Origin of the sequence: Pseudomonas sp. PDM01 (assembly GCF_014852325.1) — a bacterium.
GTDB classification, from domain to species: domain Bacteria; phylum Pseudomonadota; class Gammaproteobacteria; order Pseudomonadales; family Pseudomonadaceae; genus Aquipseudomonas; species Aquipseudomonas migulae.
In genome coordinates, this window is sequence record NZ_JACVBK010000002.1 from 620,808 (window position 1) to 639,606 (window position 18,799).

Consider the following 18,799-nt stretch of genomic DNA (forward strand, 5'->3'; position numbering starts at 1 on the left):
AGGTAGTTTGGCCTGCAAGACCCTGCGGTCTTTGGGAGCTCCACCATGTTGAACACCCTTCTTCCAATCCTGTTGTTCGCTGCCCTGGGCCTTGCTGTCCTCGGCGCGTTGCGGCGGGTGGCCATGTGGCGCCGGGGCCGAGCCTCCAAGGTCGACCTGATCGGTGGCCTTTTCGCCATGCCCAAGCGCTACATGGTCGATTTGCACCACGTCGTCGCGCGGGACAAATACATCGCCAACACCCACGTGGCCACGGCCGGTGGTGCGGTGGCGTCCATCGTGCTGGCGATTCTGGTGCACGGTTTCGGCCTGCATAACCGCATCCTCGGTTACGCGCTGTTGTTGATGACAGTGGTGATGTTCGTCGGTGCGATCTTTGTGTACCTACGTCGTCGCAACCCGCCGGCTCGCCTGTCCAAAGGGCCGTGGATGCGCCTGCCGAAAAGCTTGTTGGCGTTCTCGGCGAGCTTCTTCCTGTTGACTCTGCCGGTCGCCGGCATCCTTCCGGAGAATTTTGGCGGTTGGGTGGTGGCAGCGATCCTCGGCATCGGCGTGCTGTGGGGCGTCAGCGAGTTGTTCTTCGGCATGACCTGGGGCGGGCCGATGAAGCACGCCTTCGCCGGTGCGCTGCACCTGGCGTGGCACCGTCGCGCAGAACGTTTTGGCGGCGGTCGTTCCACCGGTTTGAAACCGCTCGACCTGAACGATCCAAACGCACCGCTGGGCGTGGAAAAACCCAAGGATTTCACCTGGAACCAACTGCTCGGTTTCGACGCCTGTGTGCAATGCGGTAAGTGTGAAGCCGCGTGCCCGGCGTTCGCCGCCGGCCAGCCGCTGAACCCGAAAAAGCTGATTCAGGACATGGTCGTCGGCCTTGCCGGCGGCACCGATGCCAAGTTCGCCGGCAGCCCCTATCCGGGCAAAGCCATCGGCGAACACGCGGGCAACCCGCATCAACCGATCGTCAACGGTCTGGTGGACGCCGAAACCCTGTGGTCCTGCACCACCTGCCGTGCCTGCGTCGAGGAATGTCCGATGATGATCGAGCACGTCGATGCCATCGTCGACATGCGTCGCCATCTGACCCTGGAAAAAGGCGCGACCCCGAACAAGGGCGCCGAAGTCCTGGAAAACCTGATTGCCACCGACAACCCTGGCGGTTTCGCACCGGGTGGCCGGATGAACTGGGCAGCGGATTTGAACCTCAATCTGCTCAGCGAGAAGAAATCCACCGACGTGTTGTTCTGGGTCGGCGACGGCGCCTTCGACATGCGCAACCAGCGCACCCTGCGTGCCTTCGTCAAAGTGCTGAAAGCGGCCAAGGTCGACTTCGCGGTACTCGGCCTCGAAGAACGCGACAGCGGTGACGTAGCCCGACGTCTGGGCGACGAAGCGACGTTCCAGTTGTTGGCCAAGCGCAACATCCAGACCCTGGCCAAGTACAGCTTCAACCGCATCGTCACCTGCGACCCGCACAGCTTCCACGTGCTGAAAAACGAATACGGCGCCTTCGACGGCAACTACCTGGTGCAGCACCACAGCACCTACATGGCCGAAATCATCGACGCCGGCGCGCTCAATCTCGGCCAGCACAAAGGCAGCAGCGTGACCTATCACGACCCGTGCTACCTCGGTCGCTATAACGGCGAATACGAGGCGCCGCGAGAAGTGCTGCGCGCCCTCGGGATTGAAGTGAAAGAGATGCAACGCTCCGGTTTCCGTTCACGCTGCTGCGGCGGCGGTGGCGGCGCGCCGATCACTGACATTCCGGGCAAGCAGCGGATCCCCGACATGCGCATGGAAGACATCCGCGAAACCGGCGCCGAACTGGTGGCCGTGGGTTGTCCACAATGCACCGCGATGCTCGAAGGCGTGGTCGAACCACGGCCGTTGATCAAGGACATCGCCGAGCTGGTGGCGGACGCACTGCTTGAAGACGCAGCGCCAAGCAAACCGTCCACACCGGCCCAACGTGAACCTGCGGAGGCCCACTGATGAGCGACATTATCCGCCGCGACCCCCGCGCCGAATGGATTGCCCGTAACCGTCTGCACCCGCTGCACGCGGCCATGCAGCCGGCGCAACACAGCTGGATGGGGCCGAACGGCATCATTCGCAAGAACCCGCATGGCATCGGTTTTATCGGTCCCAATGGCATCAAGCGGATCGACCGCAGCGGCGCGCAGCAGGGCGGGGCGACCAAACGCTCGGCGGCTGTTGAAGTGCAATTGCCGCTGCATCAAGTGCCAGCACCTGCGTTTTACATCAGCGTGGTGCCGGACATGGTTGGCGGCCGCTTGAGCAGCCACGACAAGGATTTGCTCGGCCTGGCGCATCAGCTGGCCGGCAAGGACGGCGCGGTGTTGGCCGTGGTCTTCGGCGAACACAAGGAAAACGCCTTTGCCACCGCCGGCGTCGATCGCTTGCTGGTGCTCGAAGGCGACGAATTCAGCGGTTATGCACCGGAGCAACGTGTCCAGGGCCTGCGGGCTGTGGATAACCAGTTCAGCCCGCGTCACTGGCTGCTGCCGGACAGCCGCAGCGGTGGCGGCGAACTCGGTCGGCGCTTTGCCGCTGCACTGGGCGAACGCCCGGCCACGCGGGTCTGGCAGGTCAAGGATCAGGAATGCATCGGCCGCGCTGGTGCCGGGTTGCAAGACCTTGCACGTCCCGTCGCACGCTTGATTCTGGCCGCCGCCGAATGCGCCGAGCCGGTCAGCGAAACCCGTCATGAAGCCTTGCCGGTGGAGTTATCCACAACCGTGGCGCGCAGCTTGTCGCGGATCGAGGATCTGGGCGCTGTGGCCGTGGACCCGGCAGCCATTCCGATGGCCGAAGCCGAGTTCATCTTCTCCGGCGGCAACGGCGTCAAGGACTGGGGACTTTTCCACAGGACTGCCGAAGCGCTCGGCGCCACCGAAGGCGCATCCCGTGTGGCGGTGGACGATGGCTTCATGGCCCGTGACCGTCAGGTCGGCGCGTCCGGCACGTGGGTCACTGCGCGGGTCTACGTGGCGGTGGGGATTTCCGGGGCGATCCAGCACCTGCAAGGCATCGGTGCCTGCGACAAGGTGGTGGCGATCAACCTCGACCCAGGTTGCGACATGATCAAACGGGCCGACCTGTCGGTGATCGGCGAGAGCGCCGAGATTCTTCAAGCCTTGATCGATGCGATAGCGGCTTATCGCGACGACGCCAAGCGCGATGCGGCTTAAGGGAAGGAAAGGGTTATGAGCACGAAAATCATCAGCCTGGTGTCCATCGGCGCCCACCCGACCTCCGGCCGGCCACGTCGCGCGGAGCAGGATGCGCGGGCTGTGGAACTGGGTCTGCAACTGGCTGGGGATAACCTGCAAGTGCTGCATGCCGGCGACGTCGCGGAGCCAGCGCTGCGCGCCTATCTGGGCATGGGCCTGGAACAGCTGCACGTACTGGAGCAACCATCCGGTGCCGATGCCTTGCCGGCGTTGACCGCCTATTTGCGCGATGCCGGAGCACAAGTCGTGCTGACTGGCAGCCAGGCAGAAACCGGCGAAGGCTCGGGCATGCTGCCGTTCCTGCTGGCGGAAAACCTCGGCTGGCCGCTGGTGGTCGGGCTGGCTCAGGTTGAATCCATCGATGGCAGTTCGGCGCTTGTCCTTCAAGCGTTGCCCCGTGGTCAGCGCCGTCGTTTGAAGGTGCGGCTGCCGTTCCTGGCGACTGTGGATAACGCGGCGCCGAAGCCTCGTCAGAGCGCGTACGGCCCGGCCCGGCGTGGTGTGTTGCAGGCGGATGAAGTCGAAGTGATCGATGATGAGTTGCTGGCCGTATCGACGCTGCAACCGGCCAAGCCTCGGCCTAAACGCTTGAAGGTGATCAAGGCCAAAAGCGGCGCGGACCGGATGAAAGCGGCGACAGCCAAGGCCAGTGGCGGCGGCGGGCAGGTGCTCAAAGGCGTCACGGCGCAAGCGGGTGCCGAAGCGATTCTCAAATTGCTGATCGAAGAAGGCGTGGTCCGCTAACCGCGAATCTGCACAGAACTAATGTAGGAGTGAGCCTGCTCGCGATGGTGGTGTATCAGTTGACATCTATTCAGCTGATACACCGCTATCGCGAGCAGGCTCGCTCCCACAGGGGGAAAGTTTAATGACCGTCAAATTTCGTTCGGCCCTGCGCGCGGATGCGCGGGAGATTGCCCGTTTGTTCCAGATTTCCTCAGAGGGCGCTTCGGATTACATCTGGAGCCAACTCGCCGAACCCGGCCAGGATCTGTTGGACGTCGGCGCCCTGCGTTACGCCCGTGACGACGTGGATTTCTCCTACCAGAACTGCCTCATCGCCGAGGCCGACGGCCACGTCATCGGCATGATGCACAGCTACGTGATGCGCCACGATCCGCTGGCCGAGCCCACCACCGACCCGGTGCTGGCGCCGTATGCCGACATGGAAATCCCCGACACGCTCTACATCTCCAGCCTCGCGCTGCATGAAGGCTGGCGCAACCAGGGCCTTGGCAAGCAGTTCCTCGCCCACGCTCACGAACGCGCCCGCCAGTTGGGGCTCAAGGGCTTGAGCCTGATCGACTACGCCGTCAACACCGGCGCCCGTCGTTTCTATGAGCGGCATGGTTTCCGCATCGTCGATACCTGCCAGATCACGCCACACCCGATGATTCGGGTGACCGGCGACGCTTACCTCATGCAGTGGCCCTAGTGAGCTACATTTCTTAATGAGCGGCCCGAGGCGGCAGCAGCGCTGATTCATAAAACTCGTTTTCAGGAATGGGTTGCCGATGAACACGGTCAGTCGGCGTGAGACATGTCTGATCTGTAGCGTGATGCTGGTTGTGATGGCTGCGGCCGCTGAAACCCGCCAGGGCGATCCGGATTTCTATCAATGGACCGACTCTGCGCAGGGGCGGCATGCCTCCCTGGCGCAAATGAAGCAACACTGCGATCAGGTGTTGGCGCCTGATAAAAACCTCAATTGTTCAGTCACCGTTCTCGCCAGAATGTTCGAGACCAAGGCCGCCAACCAGCTGCCCGACTACTACCTGGCAATCAAGCGGCGCCATGCTCAAGCCATCGCCAATGACCCTGAACTCCAACAGTTGTTCTCCATGTTCGGCAGCGAATCGATCGCGACCTTGCGGCAGGTCGCCGATTTCTCGCTGACAAGATCACCGCGACGCGAAGTGCTGCCGATTCATCCTTCCCCAGACGATGGCCACGTGACGAATGAGGTGCTGCCGTACCTCGATGTCAAAGCCGCCAACGGTGTTTCGGCGCGGTTCATTCTTGATACGGGCGCCCCGCAAACCCGGGTCAACAGCGAAACCGCGAAACAGATGGGCATCAAGCTGCTGACCGACTCTGATTACGGCTACAGCACTTTCTACGGCGAGCGAGACCTGGCGGCCAAACTCGGAATCCTTGAGTCCCTGAAGATCGGTGCAAGCGAGTTCAGGAACGTCCTGGTGTTTGTCAGTGACCGGGATAACTTATTGGGGCTCGACCTGATCGGTAAGCTGGGACGATTGAACATTACGAAGAAGGCGCTGGAGATCAACGCTGCGGCGCCCACACGATGTGATTCGCCAGTCACCTTCGTCCGTATCGACATCAATCAACGATTGACCCTTGCTGCGCGGCTGGATCGGCGTGCGACCGTGGCGATTATCGACACCGGCAATGTGGATTACCTGACATCCGCCTCGCCCGGCGCTTCACCTGTTCATGTCATCGATAAGCCGCACCACCAAATCTTCAAGGGCGAGTTGAGCTTGTCCGGGCGTACCCGTCTGATCGCCTACAAGTACTACCCGGACTTTACGATCCCGCCGTCGATGCTGCTTGGGCAGTACGTGCCGTCGATTTTGCTCGGATGGCGTGCATTCAATGATTACGAGTTGAATCTGGATATTGCTTCGGGCTTGTCCTGTTTCAACAGGGTTTGATCACGGTTACCCACAATCCCTGTTAGCGCTTCTGTGGATAACGTGTTCGCCCATCGCTGCACGCCATACGAATCAAGCCCTGCAAGCCTTCGTACAAAAAACAACCAGCCTAAGTTGCGGTTTTTTCGCCCTTTTTCCAGAGGATAAGTCTGTTCGTTCGCCAATACTTGCCCCCAAACTCTGTTGGCGCTTCTGTGGATAAGATGTTCGCTGTCCGCTACAGGCCATATAAACCGGGCCTGTTAGCTGCATGATTAAAAAGTGATCAATTTTCCGGTTTGGAGGGGCGAGCCTCGCGCAAACCCTGATTTATCGCGGCTTTCGGCGGTTTTCCACAGAGGCGGCGAAGTTGCCCCCAAAGTCTGTTGGCGCTTCTGTGGATAAGGTGTTCGCCATCCGCTACAGGCCACGTACTGCGTGGCTTTCAGGTGTTAGGTTAAAAAACAACCAATCGCTGTTCAAAACCCTGCTTCTGGATAAGTCACGGATTTTCTTCGGTTTCTGTGGAGAAAGTTAGGGGGGGGCGCACACTTGTCCCCATTAGCTGTGGGTGGAGGTGTGGATAACTTGTTTGCGGAAGGCTGGAAGCCACGAACGGCATAGCGCTGAACGCAATAGATCATATTTCGTACAGTTCTAATGTCGCGGAGAGTCAGAAGGGGATGTGTTGCGAGGGATGGCGCCATCGCGAGCAAGCTTGCTCCTACATTTGATCTTCGGTGCGCCAAAGATCCCCTGTGGGAGCGAGCCTGCTCGCGATGCTTTTGATCTTTAACCCTGAACCGGAACCCCTTTGAGGTAAGGCGCAGGCTCAGCGCCGAGGTTGTTCAGCAGACGCTCGCTGTACCAATCCACAAAGTTCACCACACCAAACTCATAGGTCTTGGAGTAAGGCCCTGGCTGGTAAGCCGAGGAGTTGATGCCGCGCTGGTTTTCTTCAGCCAGGCGACGGTCCTGGTCGTTGGTGGCATCCCAGACCTGGCGCATGCGCTCCACGTCGTAGTCGACGCCTTCGACGGCATCCTTGTGCACGATCCACTTGGTGGTGACCATGGTTTCCTGCGCGCTGATCGGCCACACGGTGAAGACGATGATGTGGTCGCCCATGCAGTGGTTCCACGAGTGCGGCAGGTGCAGGATGCGCATCGAGCCCAGGTCCGGGTTCTTGATGCGGCCCATGAGTTTGGCGCAACCCTGTTTGCCGTCCATGGTCATCGACACGGTGCCTTTGAGCAGCGGCATGCGCACGATGCGGTTACGCAGGCCGAAGCTGGCGTGGGCGTAAGGAATCTTCTCGGCTTCCCAGGCAGCGGCGGAAGCGGCGACGTGGTCCTTGAACGCCTGGTCGGCGCGCGGGTCGGTGACGTCGTCCCATTCCAGCAGGGTTTTCAGCAGTTCCGGGTGCGACGCGTTGCAGTGGTAGCACTCGCGGTTGTTTTCCAGCACCAGTTTCCAGTTGGCCTTTTCCATCAAGGTGGTTTGCACCGCCACCTTGGTGTTTTCCATGTCGTACGGTTCCATGTAATGGTTCAGCGTCGACAGGAAGTCATCGATGGCCGGCGGATTCTCCGACAGGCTGATGAAGATATAGCCGCCGGCGGTCTTCACGTTCACCGGTTTGAGGCCGTACTGCTTCATGTCGAAATCGGCGCCCATCTCGGTGCCGGCGAACAGCAGGCGACCGTCCAGCTCGTAGGTCCACTGGTGGTAGTGGCAGACCAGCTTGGCGACTTTGCCTTTTTCACTGGTGCACAGCCGCGAACCGCGGTGACGGCAGACGTTGTGGAAGGCGTGAACCACGCCTTCGGCGCCGCGAATCACGATGATCGGGTTCTTGCCGACTTGCAGGGTCAGGTAGTTGCCCTTGGTCGGGATTTCGCAGGTCATGCCGGCGATCAACCACTCTTTCTGGAAGATCTCCTGCATGTCGATATCAAACAGCCGCTCGTCAGAGTAAAACGGCTGCGGCAGCGAGAAGGTGCGCTCGCGCTCTTGCAGCATCTGCGCGGTGGCCTTGCGTGCGGGTTCCAGCGGATCGCCCAGGCTGATTTTTGCGGTGACGTCCATCGTGTATATCCTCAAGGCCATCTGCGTGGCCGCGAAAGTGGCTGATCAGGGTTGCTACGCAAGGTGTAAAGGTTATGTCTTGGTATGGGGCGAGTGTGGGGCCGGCGTTGCCCGGAACCTTATCCATGGGCGACATGGCCCAATCTGTTCCCGACGCGTAACCCCCGGCAGTTGGGGGCTGGTCGCGATAAGTATGTGAATGTCGCAGATAGGTAAATGGGTGGTCTGCGCTATACGCAGAATCGTCAACATAAGGCCGACCATCGGCGGTGGAGAACAGCATGTCCAACAGCTTCCTGAATCCGGTAACCACCCAGACCTGGGCCAATGGCCGACACATCGTCCGTTGCGTCAAAGTCATCCAGGAAACCTGGGATGTGCGCACCTTCTGCTTTATGGCCGACCAGCCGATCATGTTCTTCTTCAAGCCGGGGCAGTTCGTCACCCTGGAGCTGGAAATCGATGGCCAGCAGATCATGCGTTCGTACACCATTTCCAGTTCGCCCTCGGTGCCGTACAGCTTTTCGGTCACGATCAAGCGCGTGCCGGGCGGCAAGGTTTCGAACTGGCTGCACGACACCCTGCATGAAGGCTATGAGCTGGCGGTGCACGGCCCGGTCGGGCTGTTTAACGCGATCGACTTCCCGAACCCGAAAGTGCTGTACCTCAGTGGCGGCGTGGGCATCACGCCGTGCATGTCCATGGCCCGCTGGTTCTTCGATACCAACGGCAATGTCGACATGGCGTTTATCCACAGCGCCCGCTCGCCGAAAGACATCATTTATCACCGCGAGCTGGAACACATGGCCGCGCGGATCGAAAATTTCAGCCTGCACCTGATCTGTGAAAAACATGGTTTCGGTGAGCCATGGGCCGGATATCGCGGTTATCTGAACCACAAGATGCTGGAACTGATGGTCCCGGACTTCCTTGAGCGCGAAGTGTTCTGCTGCGGCCCGACGCCTTACATGAACGCGGTCAAGCGCCTGCTGGAAAACGCCGGCTTCAATATGAAGCACTACCACGAGGAATCGTTCGGCGCCACGCCGCCAGAGGCGATCGCCGATGCCGTGGAGAATGCCGAGCAGGCCGCTGAGGCGCCGGAAATCGATGCGGCTGATTTGCATGAGGTGGAATTCACCGCCTCGGGCAAGAGCATCCGCGTGGCACCGGGCGAGACCGTGCATGCGGCGGCCGCCAAGGTCGGCCTGATGATTCCGAAAGCTTGCGGCATGGGCATTTGCGGCACCTGCAAGGTGCTCAAGCTTGGCGGCGAAGTGGAGATGGACCACAACGGCGGGATCACCGAGGAGGACGAAGCCGAAGGGTTCATCCTGTCGTGCTGCAGCGTGCCGAAGGGCGACGTTCGCATCGAGTATTGATGGTCGCACGATAAACCTGTAGGAGCTGTCGAGTGAAACGAGGCGGCGATCTTTTGACCTTGATCTTTGAAGTCAAAAGATCGCCGCCTCGTTTCACTCGACAGCTCCTACAAGGTTGTGGATATCTCAGTCGACGAATAGGTCTGGCATCAGCTTGTCGTTGGTGCCGGGCTCAAAGCGGTAATGATCGAATTCGGTTACTCCGTTTTCTCGCAAAAGCTCCTCATCAATCAACAACCGCCCGGTCAGGCTGCGTCCGGTGCTGCTCAAGATAACGTGAGCGGCATCCGCCATGATTTCCGGTGTGCGCGCATGTTTGAACGACTCGCGTGAGCCCAATTGAAATTCGATGGCGGCGGTGGCGATCATCGTCTGCGGCCACAGCGAGTTGACACTGATCCCGTAATTCTTGAATTCCTCGCTCATTCCCAACGTGAGCATGCTCATGCCGTATTTGGTCACGGTGTACGGGCTGTATTGGGCGAACCATTTGGTTGCCAGGTTCAGTGGTGGTGACAGGTTGAGGATATGACCGCTGCTTTTCTTCAGGTAAGGCAGGGCTGCCTGGCTGCACAGCAATACGGCGCGGGTGTTGATCTGGTGCATCAGGTCAAAGCGCTTGAGCTCGATGTGCTGAACCCCGGTCAGCTTGATCGCGCCGGCGTTGTTGACCAGCGCATCGATGCCGCCGAAATGCTCGTTGGCCTGGGCCAGTGCCTCACGCACCGCGACTTCATCTCGAACGTCTACCTGCAGCGCCAGCGCCTTGCCGCCGGCGGCTTCGACTTCCTTTGCGACACTGAAAATCGTGCCCGGCAATTTGGCGTGCGGCTCGGCACTTTTGGCTGCAATCACGATGTTGGCCCCATCGCGCGCGGCCCGCAGCGCGATCTCACGACCAATCCCGCGGCTGGCGCCGGTGATGAACAGGGTTTTGCCTTGAAGGGACATGCGTGCGCTCCTGATTATTGTTATCTGAGCGCTTCAATGTAGACCAACATGCGTGGTGCATCTTGCTGGCGATGGCGGTGTGTCAGGCACACCGCGTCGTCTGGATCGCCAGCAAGCCGGCTCCTACAGGTTTTTCGTCGTACGCAGAATGGGAGGCAGGGCGGGAATTTGTAGGAGCCGGCTTGCCGGCGATGGCGGTGTGTCAGGCATACCGCGTCGTCTGGATCGCCAGCAAGCCGGCTCCTACAGGGTTTGTGTCGTACGCGGGATGGGAGGTAGGGCGGGGATTTGTAGGAGCCGGCTTGCCGGCGATGGCGGTGTGTCAGGCATACCGCGTCGTCTGGATCGCCAGCAAGCTGGCTCCTACAGGGTTTGTGTTGTTAGCGGGACATCACTTCGCGAATATCCGCTGCCAATTCACGTACGCGTTCTTCCTCGGTGTCCCAGGAGCACATGAAGCGGGCGCCGCCGTTGCCGATGAAGGTGTAGAAGCGCCAGCCCTTGGCGGTCAGTGCGGCGATGGCCGGTTCCGAGAGTTGCAGGAACACGCCGTTGGCCTGCACCGGGAACATCAGTTCCACGCCCTGGATATCGCTGACCAGTTCCGCCAGCAGTTGCGCGCAATGGTTGGCGTGGCGGGCGTATTTGAGCCAGGCATCGTTTTCCAGGATCCCGACCCACGGCGCCGAGAGGAAGCGCATTTTCGAGGCCAGTTGCCCGGCCTGCTTGCAGCGGTAGTCGAAGTCTTCGGCCAGTTTGTGGTTGAAGAACAGAATCGCCTCACCCACTGCCATGCCGTTTTTCGTGCCGCCGAAGCACAGCACATCAACACCAGCCTTCCAGGTCAGGTCGGCCGGTGTGCAGCCGAGGAACGCGCAGGCGTTGGAGAAGCGCGCGCCGTCCATGTGCAGGTTCAGGCCGAGTTCTTTGCAGGTTGCGCTGATGGCGCGGATTTCTTCCGGGGTGTAGACGCTGCCGACTTCGGTGGCCTGGGTCAGGGTCACGACGCGCGGTTTCGGGTAGTGAATGTCCTGGCGCTTGAGGGCCACTTCGCGGATCGATTCCGGGGTCAGCTTGCCGTTCTCGGTGCGGGCGACCAGCAGCTTGGAGCCGTTGGAAAAGAATTCCGGCGCGCCGCATTCGTCGGTTTCGACGTGGGCGGTTTCCGAGCAGATCACGCTGTGGTAACTCTGGCACAACGACGACAGGGCCAGGGAGTTGGCGGCGGTGCCGTTGAAGGCGAAGAACACTTCGCAGTCGGTTTCGAACAGTTTGCGGAAATCATCGGACGCGCGAGCGGTCCATTCATCGTCGCCGTAGGCGCGCTGGTGGCCGTGGTTGGCCTGTTCCATCGCCGCCCAGGCTTCAGGGCAGATACCGGAATAGTTGTCGCTGGCGAATTGTTGGCTCTTATCGGTCATGGCCCTGCTTTCCGTGGTCGGGACGCTTATGGTGAAGCGTCTCGTGGTCAATGATGGTGCGCACTTTACCGAAGATCATCCGGCGAGCACACAGGATGCGTCTGACAGAAAAATACAAAGACGACGGGCGATTATGCACATGACTCAACGGGATGGGGCACTGGATCTGCTCAAGTGGCTGGCGCTGCTGAGCATGGTGCTCGATCACCTGCGATATATCGGTTATTCCCTCGATCTGCTGTATGTGCCCGGACGACTGGCGTTTCCGTGGTTTTGTCTGGCAATGGCGGCGAACCTGTCGCGTTCACGACAAGTCACACATCAATGGCGGTATCTGGGCTGGTTGATTCTGTTTAGTGCTATCAGCGAAATCCCTTACAGGATGTTCATCCCCGATCCCGACACCTTGAACGTGCTGCCTACGCTGGCGCTTGGGCTGTTGGTCGCGCGTGGCTGGCAACAAAAGACGCTGTCATCGCGCCTGCTTGCGGTTGCTGCCTTATTGCTGGCAGCGGTGTTCACGGAATACCTGATGTTCGGCGTTTTTGGTGTGTTGTTGCCGCTGGCGATGTTGCTGGTGATCAAGCGGCCCTGGTATTTCAGTCTGTTGCCGGGGTTGATCTGTCTGGCTGCCAATCAGTGGGAGGTGCTGTATTACTCAGCCCGGTTGGGTAACAGTGCGGCGATCCTCGGCATTGCCACTTGCTTGGTCGCACCGCTGTTGGGAATGTTCCTGTTGCGACATACGCGACAAATAACGCCACCACCGATGCGGCGTTGGGCGTATGCCCTTTATCCGCTGCATTTCCTGCTGCTGCTACTCGTCCGTCAAATCGTCACCTAACCCCTGTAGGAGCGAGCCTGCTCGCGATGGCGGCGGGTCAGTCGACATCAATGTTGAATGTAAGGCCGCTATCGCGAGCAGGCTCACTCCCACAGGGATCTCTACTGGTTCAAGGATCGTGTTCGTTCAGCCATTTCGGTCTATGTCGTAAACGCACCTTTGCGTGGCGTCCGTAGGCATTTGACCTGTCTGCGCCGGTCATACCATCGCTATCAAAGGGCACTGCCGAAACGCCGTGCCTTACCGAGACGAATGGCGCACAGATGCCGCTGGGAGAGACGCGATGTTCAGCAAGCAAGACCAGATCAAAGGTTACGACGATGCACTGCTGGCGGCGATGAATGCCGAGGAGCAACGCCAGGAAGATCACATCGAGCTGATCGCGTCCGAAAACTACACCAGCAAACGCGTCATGGAAGCGCAGGGCAGCGGCCTGACCAACAAATACGCCGAAGGCTATCCGGGCAAGCGCTACTACGGTGGCTGCGAGCACGTCGACAAGGTTGAAGCGCTGGCCATCGAACGCGCCAAGCAACTGTTCGGCGCCGATTACGCCAACGTGCAGCCGCACTCCGGTTCTTCGGCCAACAGCGCCGTTTACCTGGCCCTGCTGCAAGCCGGCGACACCATTCTGGGCATGAGCCTGGCCCACGGCGGTCACCTGACCCACGGCGCCAAGGTTTCGTCCTCGGGCAAGCTGTACAACGCCGTGCAGTACGGCATCGACACCAAGACCGGTCTGATCGACTACGACGAAGTCGAGCGCCTGGCCGTCGAGTGCAAGCCGAAAATGATCGTTGCCGGTTTCTCGGCTTACTCCAAGACCCTCGACTTCCCGCGCTTCCGTCAGATCGCCGACAAGGTCGGTGCGCTGCTGTTCGTCGACATGGCCCACGTTGCCGGTCTGGTCGCTGCCGGTCTGTACCCGAACCCGCTGCCGTACGCCGACGTGGTGACCACCACCACCCACAAGACCCTGCGCGGTCCGCGTGGCGGCCTGATCCTGGCCAAGGCCAACGAAGAAATCGAGAAGAAGCTCAACGCTGCAGTGTTCCCGGGTGCCCAGGGCGGCCCGCTGATGCACGTGATCGCCGGTAAAGCGGTGTGCTTCAAGGAAGCGCTGGAGCCAGGTTTCAAGGCTTACCAGCAACAAGTGATCGATAACGCCCAGGCCATGGCCGGCGTATTTATCAAACGCGGCTACGATGTAGTGTCCGGCGGCACCGATAACCACCTGTTCCTGGTCAGCCTGATTCGTCAGGGCCTCACCGGCAAAGAGGCGGATGCAGCACTCGGTCGCGCCCACATCACTGTGAACAAGAACGCTGTCCCGAACGATCCACAGTCGCCGTTCGTCACTTCCGGCCTGCGCATCGGCACCCCTGCGGTGACTACGCGCGGCTTCAAGGTGACCCAGTGCGTCACGCTGGCCGGCTGGATCTGCGACATCCTCGACAACCTCGGCGACGCCGATGTCGAAGCGAACGTCGCGCAGCAAGTGTCGGCCCTGTGCGCGGACTTCCCGGTTTATCGCTGAGCGCGGTTTTGGAGTAAATGACTATGCAACGCTACTCGGGCTTCGGCCTCTTCAAACACTCCCTCAGCCATCATGAAAACTGGCAGAAAATGTGGCGCACGCCGACCCCTAAAAAGGTCTACGACGTGGTCATCGTCGGCGGTGGCGGGCATGGTCTCGCCACGGCTTACTACCTGGCCAAGGAACACGGCATCACCAACGTGGCCGTGGTCGAAAAAGGCTGGCTGGGCGGCGGTAACACCGCGCGCAACACCACCATCGTTCGCTCCAACTACCTGTGGGACGAGTCGGCGCACCTGTACGAACACGCGATGAAACTGTGGGAAGGCCTGTCCCAGGACCTGAACTACAACGTGATGTTCTCCCAGCGCGGCGTCTACAACCTGTGCCACACCCTGCAGGACATTCGTGATTCCGAGCGTCGGGTCAGCGCCAACCGCCTCAACGGCGTGGACGGCGAGCTGCTCGATGCCAAGCAAGTAGCGGACGAGATTCCGTACCTCGACTGCTCCAAGAACACTCGCTACCCGGTGATGGGCGCTACCGTCCAGCGTCGCGGCGGCGTCGCCCGTCACGATGCCGTGGCATGGGGCTTTGCCCGTGCCGCCGACGCACTCGGCGTGGACCTGATCCAGCAGACCGAAGTGATCGGTTTCCGCAAGGAAAACGGTGTGTGCATCGGCGTTGAAACCAACAAGGGCTTCATCGGTGCCAAGCGCGTCGGCGTGGTCACGGCCGGTAACTCCGGGCACATGGCCAAACTCGCCGGTTTCCGTCTGCCGATCGAATCCCACCCGCTGCAAGCGTTGGTGTCCGAGCCGATCAAGCCGATTATCGACAGCGTGATCATGTCCAACGCCGTACACGGTTACATCAGCCAGTCCGACAAGGGCGACCTGGTGATCGGTGCCGGTATCGACGGCTACAACGGCTACGGCCAGCGTGGTTCGTACCCGGTGATCGAGCACACCATCCAGGCCATCGTCGAGATGTTCCCGGTGTTGTCCCGCGTACGCATGAACCGCCAGTGGGGCGGCATCGTCGACACCACGCCGGATGCCTGCCCGATCATCTCGAAAACCCCGGTCCCGAACATGTTCTTCAACTGCGGTTGGGGCACCGGTGGCTTCAAGGCAACACCTGGCTCGGGCAACGTGTTTGCCGCGAGCCTGGCCAAGGGTGAAATGCACCCATTGGCCGCACCTTTCTCCATCGACCGTTTCCACAACGGTGCGTTGATCGATGAACACGGCGCTGCTGCGGTTGCCCACTAACAGGAGAAATCCCCATGTTGCATATCTTCTGTCCTCACTGCGGCGAGCTGCGCTCTGAAGAGGAATTCCACGCATCCGGCCAGGCGCACATCCCGCGTCCACTGGATCCGAACACCTGCACCGACGAGGAGTGGGGCGACTACATGTTCTTCCGCGATAACCCTCGCGGTCTGCACCACGAGCTGTGGGATCACGTTGCCGGTTGCCGTCAGTACTTCAACGTCACCCGCGACACCGTGACCTACGAGATTCTCGAGACTTACAAGATCGGCACCAAGCCACAATTCACCGACAAGACCGATAGCTCGAAAGCGGCTACGACGGCTCTGGGAGAGAAGGTATGAGCCAGATCAATCGCCTGTCCAACGGCGGACGGATCGACCGCAACAAAGTGCTGAGCTTCACCTTCAACGGCCAGACCTACAAAGGCTTTGAAGGCGATTCCCTGGCCGCTGCACTGCTGGCCAACGGCGTCGACATCATCGGTCGCAGCTTCAAGTATTCCCGTCCGCGCGGCATCTTCGCCGCCGGTGCCGAAGAACCGAACGCCGTGCTGCAGATCGGCGCGACCGAAGCCACGCAGATTCCGAACGTCCGCGCCACGCAACAAGCGCTGTATCAGGGCCTGGTCGCCACCAGCACCAACGGCTGGCCGAGCGTGAACAACGACATGATGGGGATTCTCGGCAAGGTCGGCGGCAAGCTGATGCCACCGGGCTTCTACTACAAAACCTTCATGTACCCGCAATCGTTCTGGATGACTTACGAGAAGTACATTCGTAAGGCTGCCGGTCTTGGCCGCTCGCCGACCGAGAACGATCCGGACACCTACGACTACATGAACCAGCACTGCGACGTGCTGATCGTCGGCGGTGGCCCGGCTGGCCTGGCCGCTGCTTTGGCAGCCGCTCGCAGCGGTGCTCGCGTCATTCTGGCCGATGAGCAGGAAGAGTTCGGCGGCAGCCTGCTCGACTCCCGCGAAAGCCTCGACGGCAAACCTGCCGTGGAATGGGTCGCCAGTGTCCTCGACGAACTGAAGAACACCCCGGACGTGCTGCTGTTGCCGCGCGCCACGGTCAACGGCTACCACGACCATAACTTCCTGACCATTCACGAGCGCCTGACCGATCACCTCGGTGACCGCGCCCCGATTGGCCAGGTGCGTCAGCGCATCCACCGGGTTCGCGCAAAGCGCGTAGTCCTGGCGACCGGCGCTCACGAGCGTCCACTGGTCTACGGCAACAACGACGTGCCGGGCAACATGCTCGCCGGCGCTGTGTCGACTTACGTCCGTCGCTACGGCGTGGCACCGGGTAAAAAACTGGTGCTGTCGACCAACAACGATCACGCCTACCGCGTTGCACTGGATTGGCTCGACGCCAGTCTGCAAGTGGTGGCCATCGCCGACGCCCGCAGCAACCCGCGTGGTGCACTGGTTGAAGAAGCCCGTGCCAAAGGCATTCGCATCCTGACCGGCAGCGCCGTGATCGAGACCCGTGGCAGCAAGCACGTGACCGCCGCTCGCGTTGCCGCGATCGACGTCAAAGCCCACGCCGTGACCAGCCCTGGCGAGTGGCTCGAATGCGACCTGGTTGCCAGTTCCGGCGGTTACAGCCCGGTGGTTCACCTGGCTTCGCACTTGGGTGGCAAGCCAATCTGGCGTGAAGACATCCTCGGTTTCGTACCGGGCGAAGCACCGCAGAAACGCGTGTGCGTCGGTGGCATCAACGGCGTCTACGGCCTCGGCGATTCGCTGGCCGACGGTTTTGAAGGCGGCGCTCGCGCAGCCAGCGAAGCCGGTTTCAGTGTGGTCGAAGGCTCCTTGCCGAAAGCCCTGAGCCGCCTGGAAGAGCCTACGTTGGCACTGTTCCAGGTGCCGCACGAAAAGAACACCGCACGTGCGCCGAAGCAATTCGTCGACTTGCAAAACGACGTCACCGCCGCCGCCATTGAACTGGCGACCCGCGAGGGCTTCGAGTCGGTCGAGCACGTCAAACGCTACACCGCACTGGGCTTCGGCACTGACCAGGGCAAGCTCGGCAACGTCAACGGCCTGGCCATCGCCGCCCGTTCGCTGAACGTGACCATCCCGCAGATGGGCACCACCATGTTCCGTCCGAACTACACGCCGGTGACTTTCGGCGCCGTGGCCGGCCGTCACTGTGGGCACATCTTCGAACCTGTACGCTTCACTGCGCTGCATCACTGGCATGTGAAGAACGGCGCCGAATTCGAAGACGTCGGTCAGTGGAAACGTCCTTGGTACTTCCCGAAAAACGGTGAAGACATTCACGCCGCCGTGAAACGCGAATGCAAAGCCGTGCGCGACAGCGTCGGCCTGCTGGATGCGTCGACCCTCGGCAAGATCGACATTCAAGGCCCGGATGCGCGTGAGTTCCTCAACCGCGTCTACACCAACGCCTGGACCAAGCTCGACGTGGGCAAGGCGCGTTATGGCCTGATGTGCAAAGAAGACGGCATGGTCTTCGACGACGGCGTCACCGCTTGCCTCGCCGACAACCATTTCGTGATGACCACCACCACCGGCGGCGCTGCACGCGTGCTGCAATGGCTGGAAATCTACTCACAGACCGAATGGCCAGAGCTGAAGGTGTACTTCACTTCCGTGACGGATCACTGGGCAACCATGACCTTGTCCGGGCCGAACAGCCGCAAGCTGCTCAGCGAAGTCACCGACATCGACCTGAGCAACGAAGCCTTCCCGTTCATGACCTGGAAAGAAGGTCTGGTCGGCGGTGTACCGGCGCGGGTGTTCCGGATCTCGTTTACCGGTGAGCTGTCGTACGAAGTCAACGTGCAAGCCGACTACGCCATGGGCGTGCTCGAAAAAATCGCTGAGGCCGGCAAGCAGTACAACCTGACGCCGTACGGCACCGAAACCATGCACATCCTGCGTGCGGAGAAGGGCTTCATCATCGTCGGTCAGGACACTGACAGCTCGATGACCCCGGACGACCTGAACATGGGCTGGTGTGTCGGTCGCACCAAACCGTTCTCGTGGATCGGCTGGCGTGGCATGAACCGTGAAGACTGCGTGCGTGATCAACGTAAACAACTGGTGGGCCTGAAGCCGATCGATCCGACCAAATGGCTGCCGGAAGGTGCGCAACTGGTGTTCAACACCAAGCAGACGATCCCGATGACGATGGTCGGTCACGTCACCTCCAGCTACCTGCACAACTCCCTCGGCTATTCGTTTGCCATGGGCGTGGTCAAGGGCGGCTTGAAGCGGATCGGCGAGCGCGTATTCGCTCCGCTGGCCGACGGCAGCGTGATCGAGGCGGAAATCGTTTCTTCGGTGTTCTTCGATCCGAAAGGCGATCGCCAGAACATCTGACACCACAGCCCCTGTAGGAGCGAGGCTTGC

At 60.6% G+C, this 18,799-nt stretch carries 14 protein-coding genes; 11 read left to right on the plus strand and 3 right to left on the minus strand.

The window, feature by feature from the left end; translation table 11 throughout:
* The first annotated feature begins 45 nt into the window (after nt 1-45).
* The 5 genes from dgcB to IB246_RS07440 all read left to right on the plus strand — a co-directional run bounded on the left by dgcB (nt 46) and on the right by IB246_RS07440 (nt 5,935).
* Nucleotides 46-1,995, plus strand: a complete 1,950-nt coding sequence (gene dgcB / locus IB246_RS07420) for a dimethylglycine demethylation protein DgcB (RefSeq protein ID WP_008033245.1) — start codon at nt 46-48, stop codon at nt 1,993-1,995.
* Nucleotides 1,995-3,215: an electron transfer flavoprotein subunit alpha/FixB family protein gene (locus tag IB246_RS07425; RefSeq protein WP_008044814.1), complete on the plus strand. Its 1,221-nt coding sequence runs from the start codon at nt 1,995-1,997 to the stop codon at nt 3,213-3,215. Before dgcB ends, IB246_RS07425 begins: the two co-directional genes overlap by 1 nt.
* A 15-nt stretch (nt 3,216-3,230) precedes the next feature.
* Nucleotides 3,231-4,001 carry an electron transfer flavoprotein subunit beta gene (locus IB246_RS07430; protein WP_008044824.1) on the plus strand — a complete coding sequence of 257 codons (771 nt, stop codon included), beginning with the start codon at nt 3,231-3,233 and terminating at the stop codon, nt 3,999-4,001.
* A gap of 124 nt (nt 4,002-4,125) precedes the next feature.
* Nucleotides 4,126-4,692: a GNAT family N-acetyltransferase gene (locus IB246_RS07435; RefSeq protein ID WP_008044826.1), complete on the plus strand. Its 567-nt coding sequence runs from the start codon at nt 4,126-4,128 to the stop codon at nt 4,690-4,692.
* 79 nt (nt 4,693-4,771) lie between these two features.
* Complete coding sequence (locus tag IB246_RS07440; RefSeq protein ID WP_008044828.1) at nt 4,772-5,935, plus strand: retropepsin-like aspartic protease; 1,164 nt, start codon at nt 4,772-4,774, stop codon at nt 5,933-5,935.
* A 771-nt stretch (nt 5,936-6,706) separates the two neighbouring features.
* On the opposite strand, the gene gbcA is transcribed toward IB246_RS07440, so the two are convergent.
* A complete protein-coding gene (gene gbcA, locus IB246_RS07445; RefSeq protein ID WP_008044830.1) occupies nt 6,707-8,002 on the minus strand; it encodes a glycine-betaine demethylase subunit GbcA in 1,296 nt (431 codons plus the stop codon).
* A 281-nt stretch (nt 8,003-8,283) separates the two neighbouring features.
* Here gbcA and gbcB point away from each other — a divergent pair, with 281 nt between their 5' ends.
* Nucleotides 8,284-9,384: a glycine-betaine demethylase subunit GbcB gene (gene gbcB, locus IB246_RS07450; RefSeq protein WP_008033237.1), complete on the plus strand. Its 1,101-nt coding sequence runs from the start codon at nt 8,284-8,286 to the stop codon at nt 9,382-9,384.
* A gap of 126 nt (nt 9,385-9,510) precedes the next feature.
* Here the strand turns inward: gbcB and IB246_RS07455 are convergent, their stop codons facing one another.
* Both IB246_RS07455 and IB246_RS07460 read right to left on the minus strand, forming a co-directional pair.
* On the minus strand, nt 9,511-10,335 hold the full coding sequence (locus IB246_RS07455; RefSeq protein WP_008044832.1) for an SDR family oxidoreductase: 825 nt from the start codon (nt 10,333-10,335) through the stop codon (nt 9,511-9,513).
* Between the two features lie 380 nt (nt 10,336-10,715).
* A complete protein-coding gene (locus IB246_RS07460; RefSeq protein WP_008035042.1) occupies nt 10,716-11,756 on the minus strand; it encodes a low specificity L-threonine aldolase in 1,041 nt (346 codons plus the stop codon).
* 133 nt (nt 11,757-11,889) lie between these two features.
* Between IB246_RS07460 and IB246_RS07465 the strand changes: the two genes are divergently transcribed.
* The 5 genes from IB246_RS07465 to IB246_RS07485 all read left to right on the plus strand — a co-directional run bounded on the left by IB246_RS07465 (nt 11,890) and on the right by IB246_RS07485 (nt 18,769).
* Nucleotides 11,890-12,600: a TraX family protein gene (locus IB246_RS07465; RefSeq protein WP_032832900.1), complete on the plus strand. Its 711-nt coding sequence runs from the start codon at nt 11,890-11,892 to the stop codon at nt 12,598-12,600.
* 283 nt (nt 12,601-12,883) lie between these two features.
* The gene (glyA, locus tag IB246_RS07470) at nt 12,884-14,137 is read left to right on the plus strand and encodes a serine hydroxymethyltransferase (RefSeq protein ID WP_008035038.1); all 1,254 of its coding nucleotides are present in this window, start codon (nt 12,884-12,886) and stop codon (nt 14,135-14,137) included.
* Between the two features lie 23 nt (nt 14,138-14,160).
* Nucleotides 14,161-15,411 carry a sarcosine oxidase subunit beta gene (locus IB246_RS07475; protein WP_007947735.1) on the plus strand — a complete coding sequence of 417 codons (1,251 nt, stop codon included), beginning with the start codon at nt 14,161-14,163 and terminating at the stop codon, nt 15,409-15,411.
* A gap of 14 nt (nt 15,412-15,425) precedes the next feature.
* Nucleotides 15,426-15,755, plus strand: coding sequence for a sarcosine oxidase subunit delta (locus IB246_RS07480; RefSeq protein ID WP_008035036.1), 330 nt, complete (start codon nt 15,426-15,428; stop codon nt 15,753-15,755).
* Nucleotides 15,752-18,769 carry a sarcosine oxidase subunit alpha gene (locus IB246_RS07485; RefSeq protein ID WP_008045161.1) on the plus strand — a complete coding sequence of 1,006 codons (3,018 nt, stop codon included), beginning with the start codon at nt 15,752-15,754 and terminating at the stop codon, nt 18,767-18,769. Before IB246_RS07480 ends, IB246_RS07485 begins: the two co-directional genes overlap by 4 nt.
* Nucleotides 18,770-18,799: the final 30 nt, after the last annotated feature.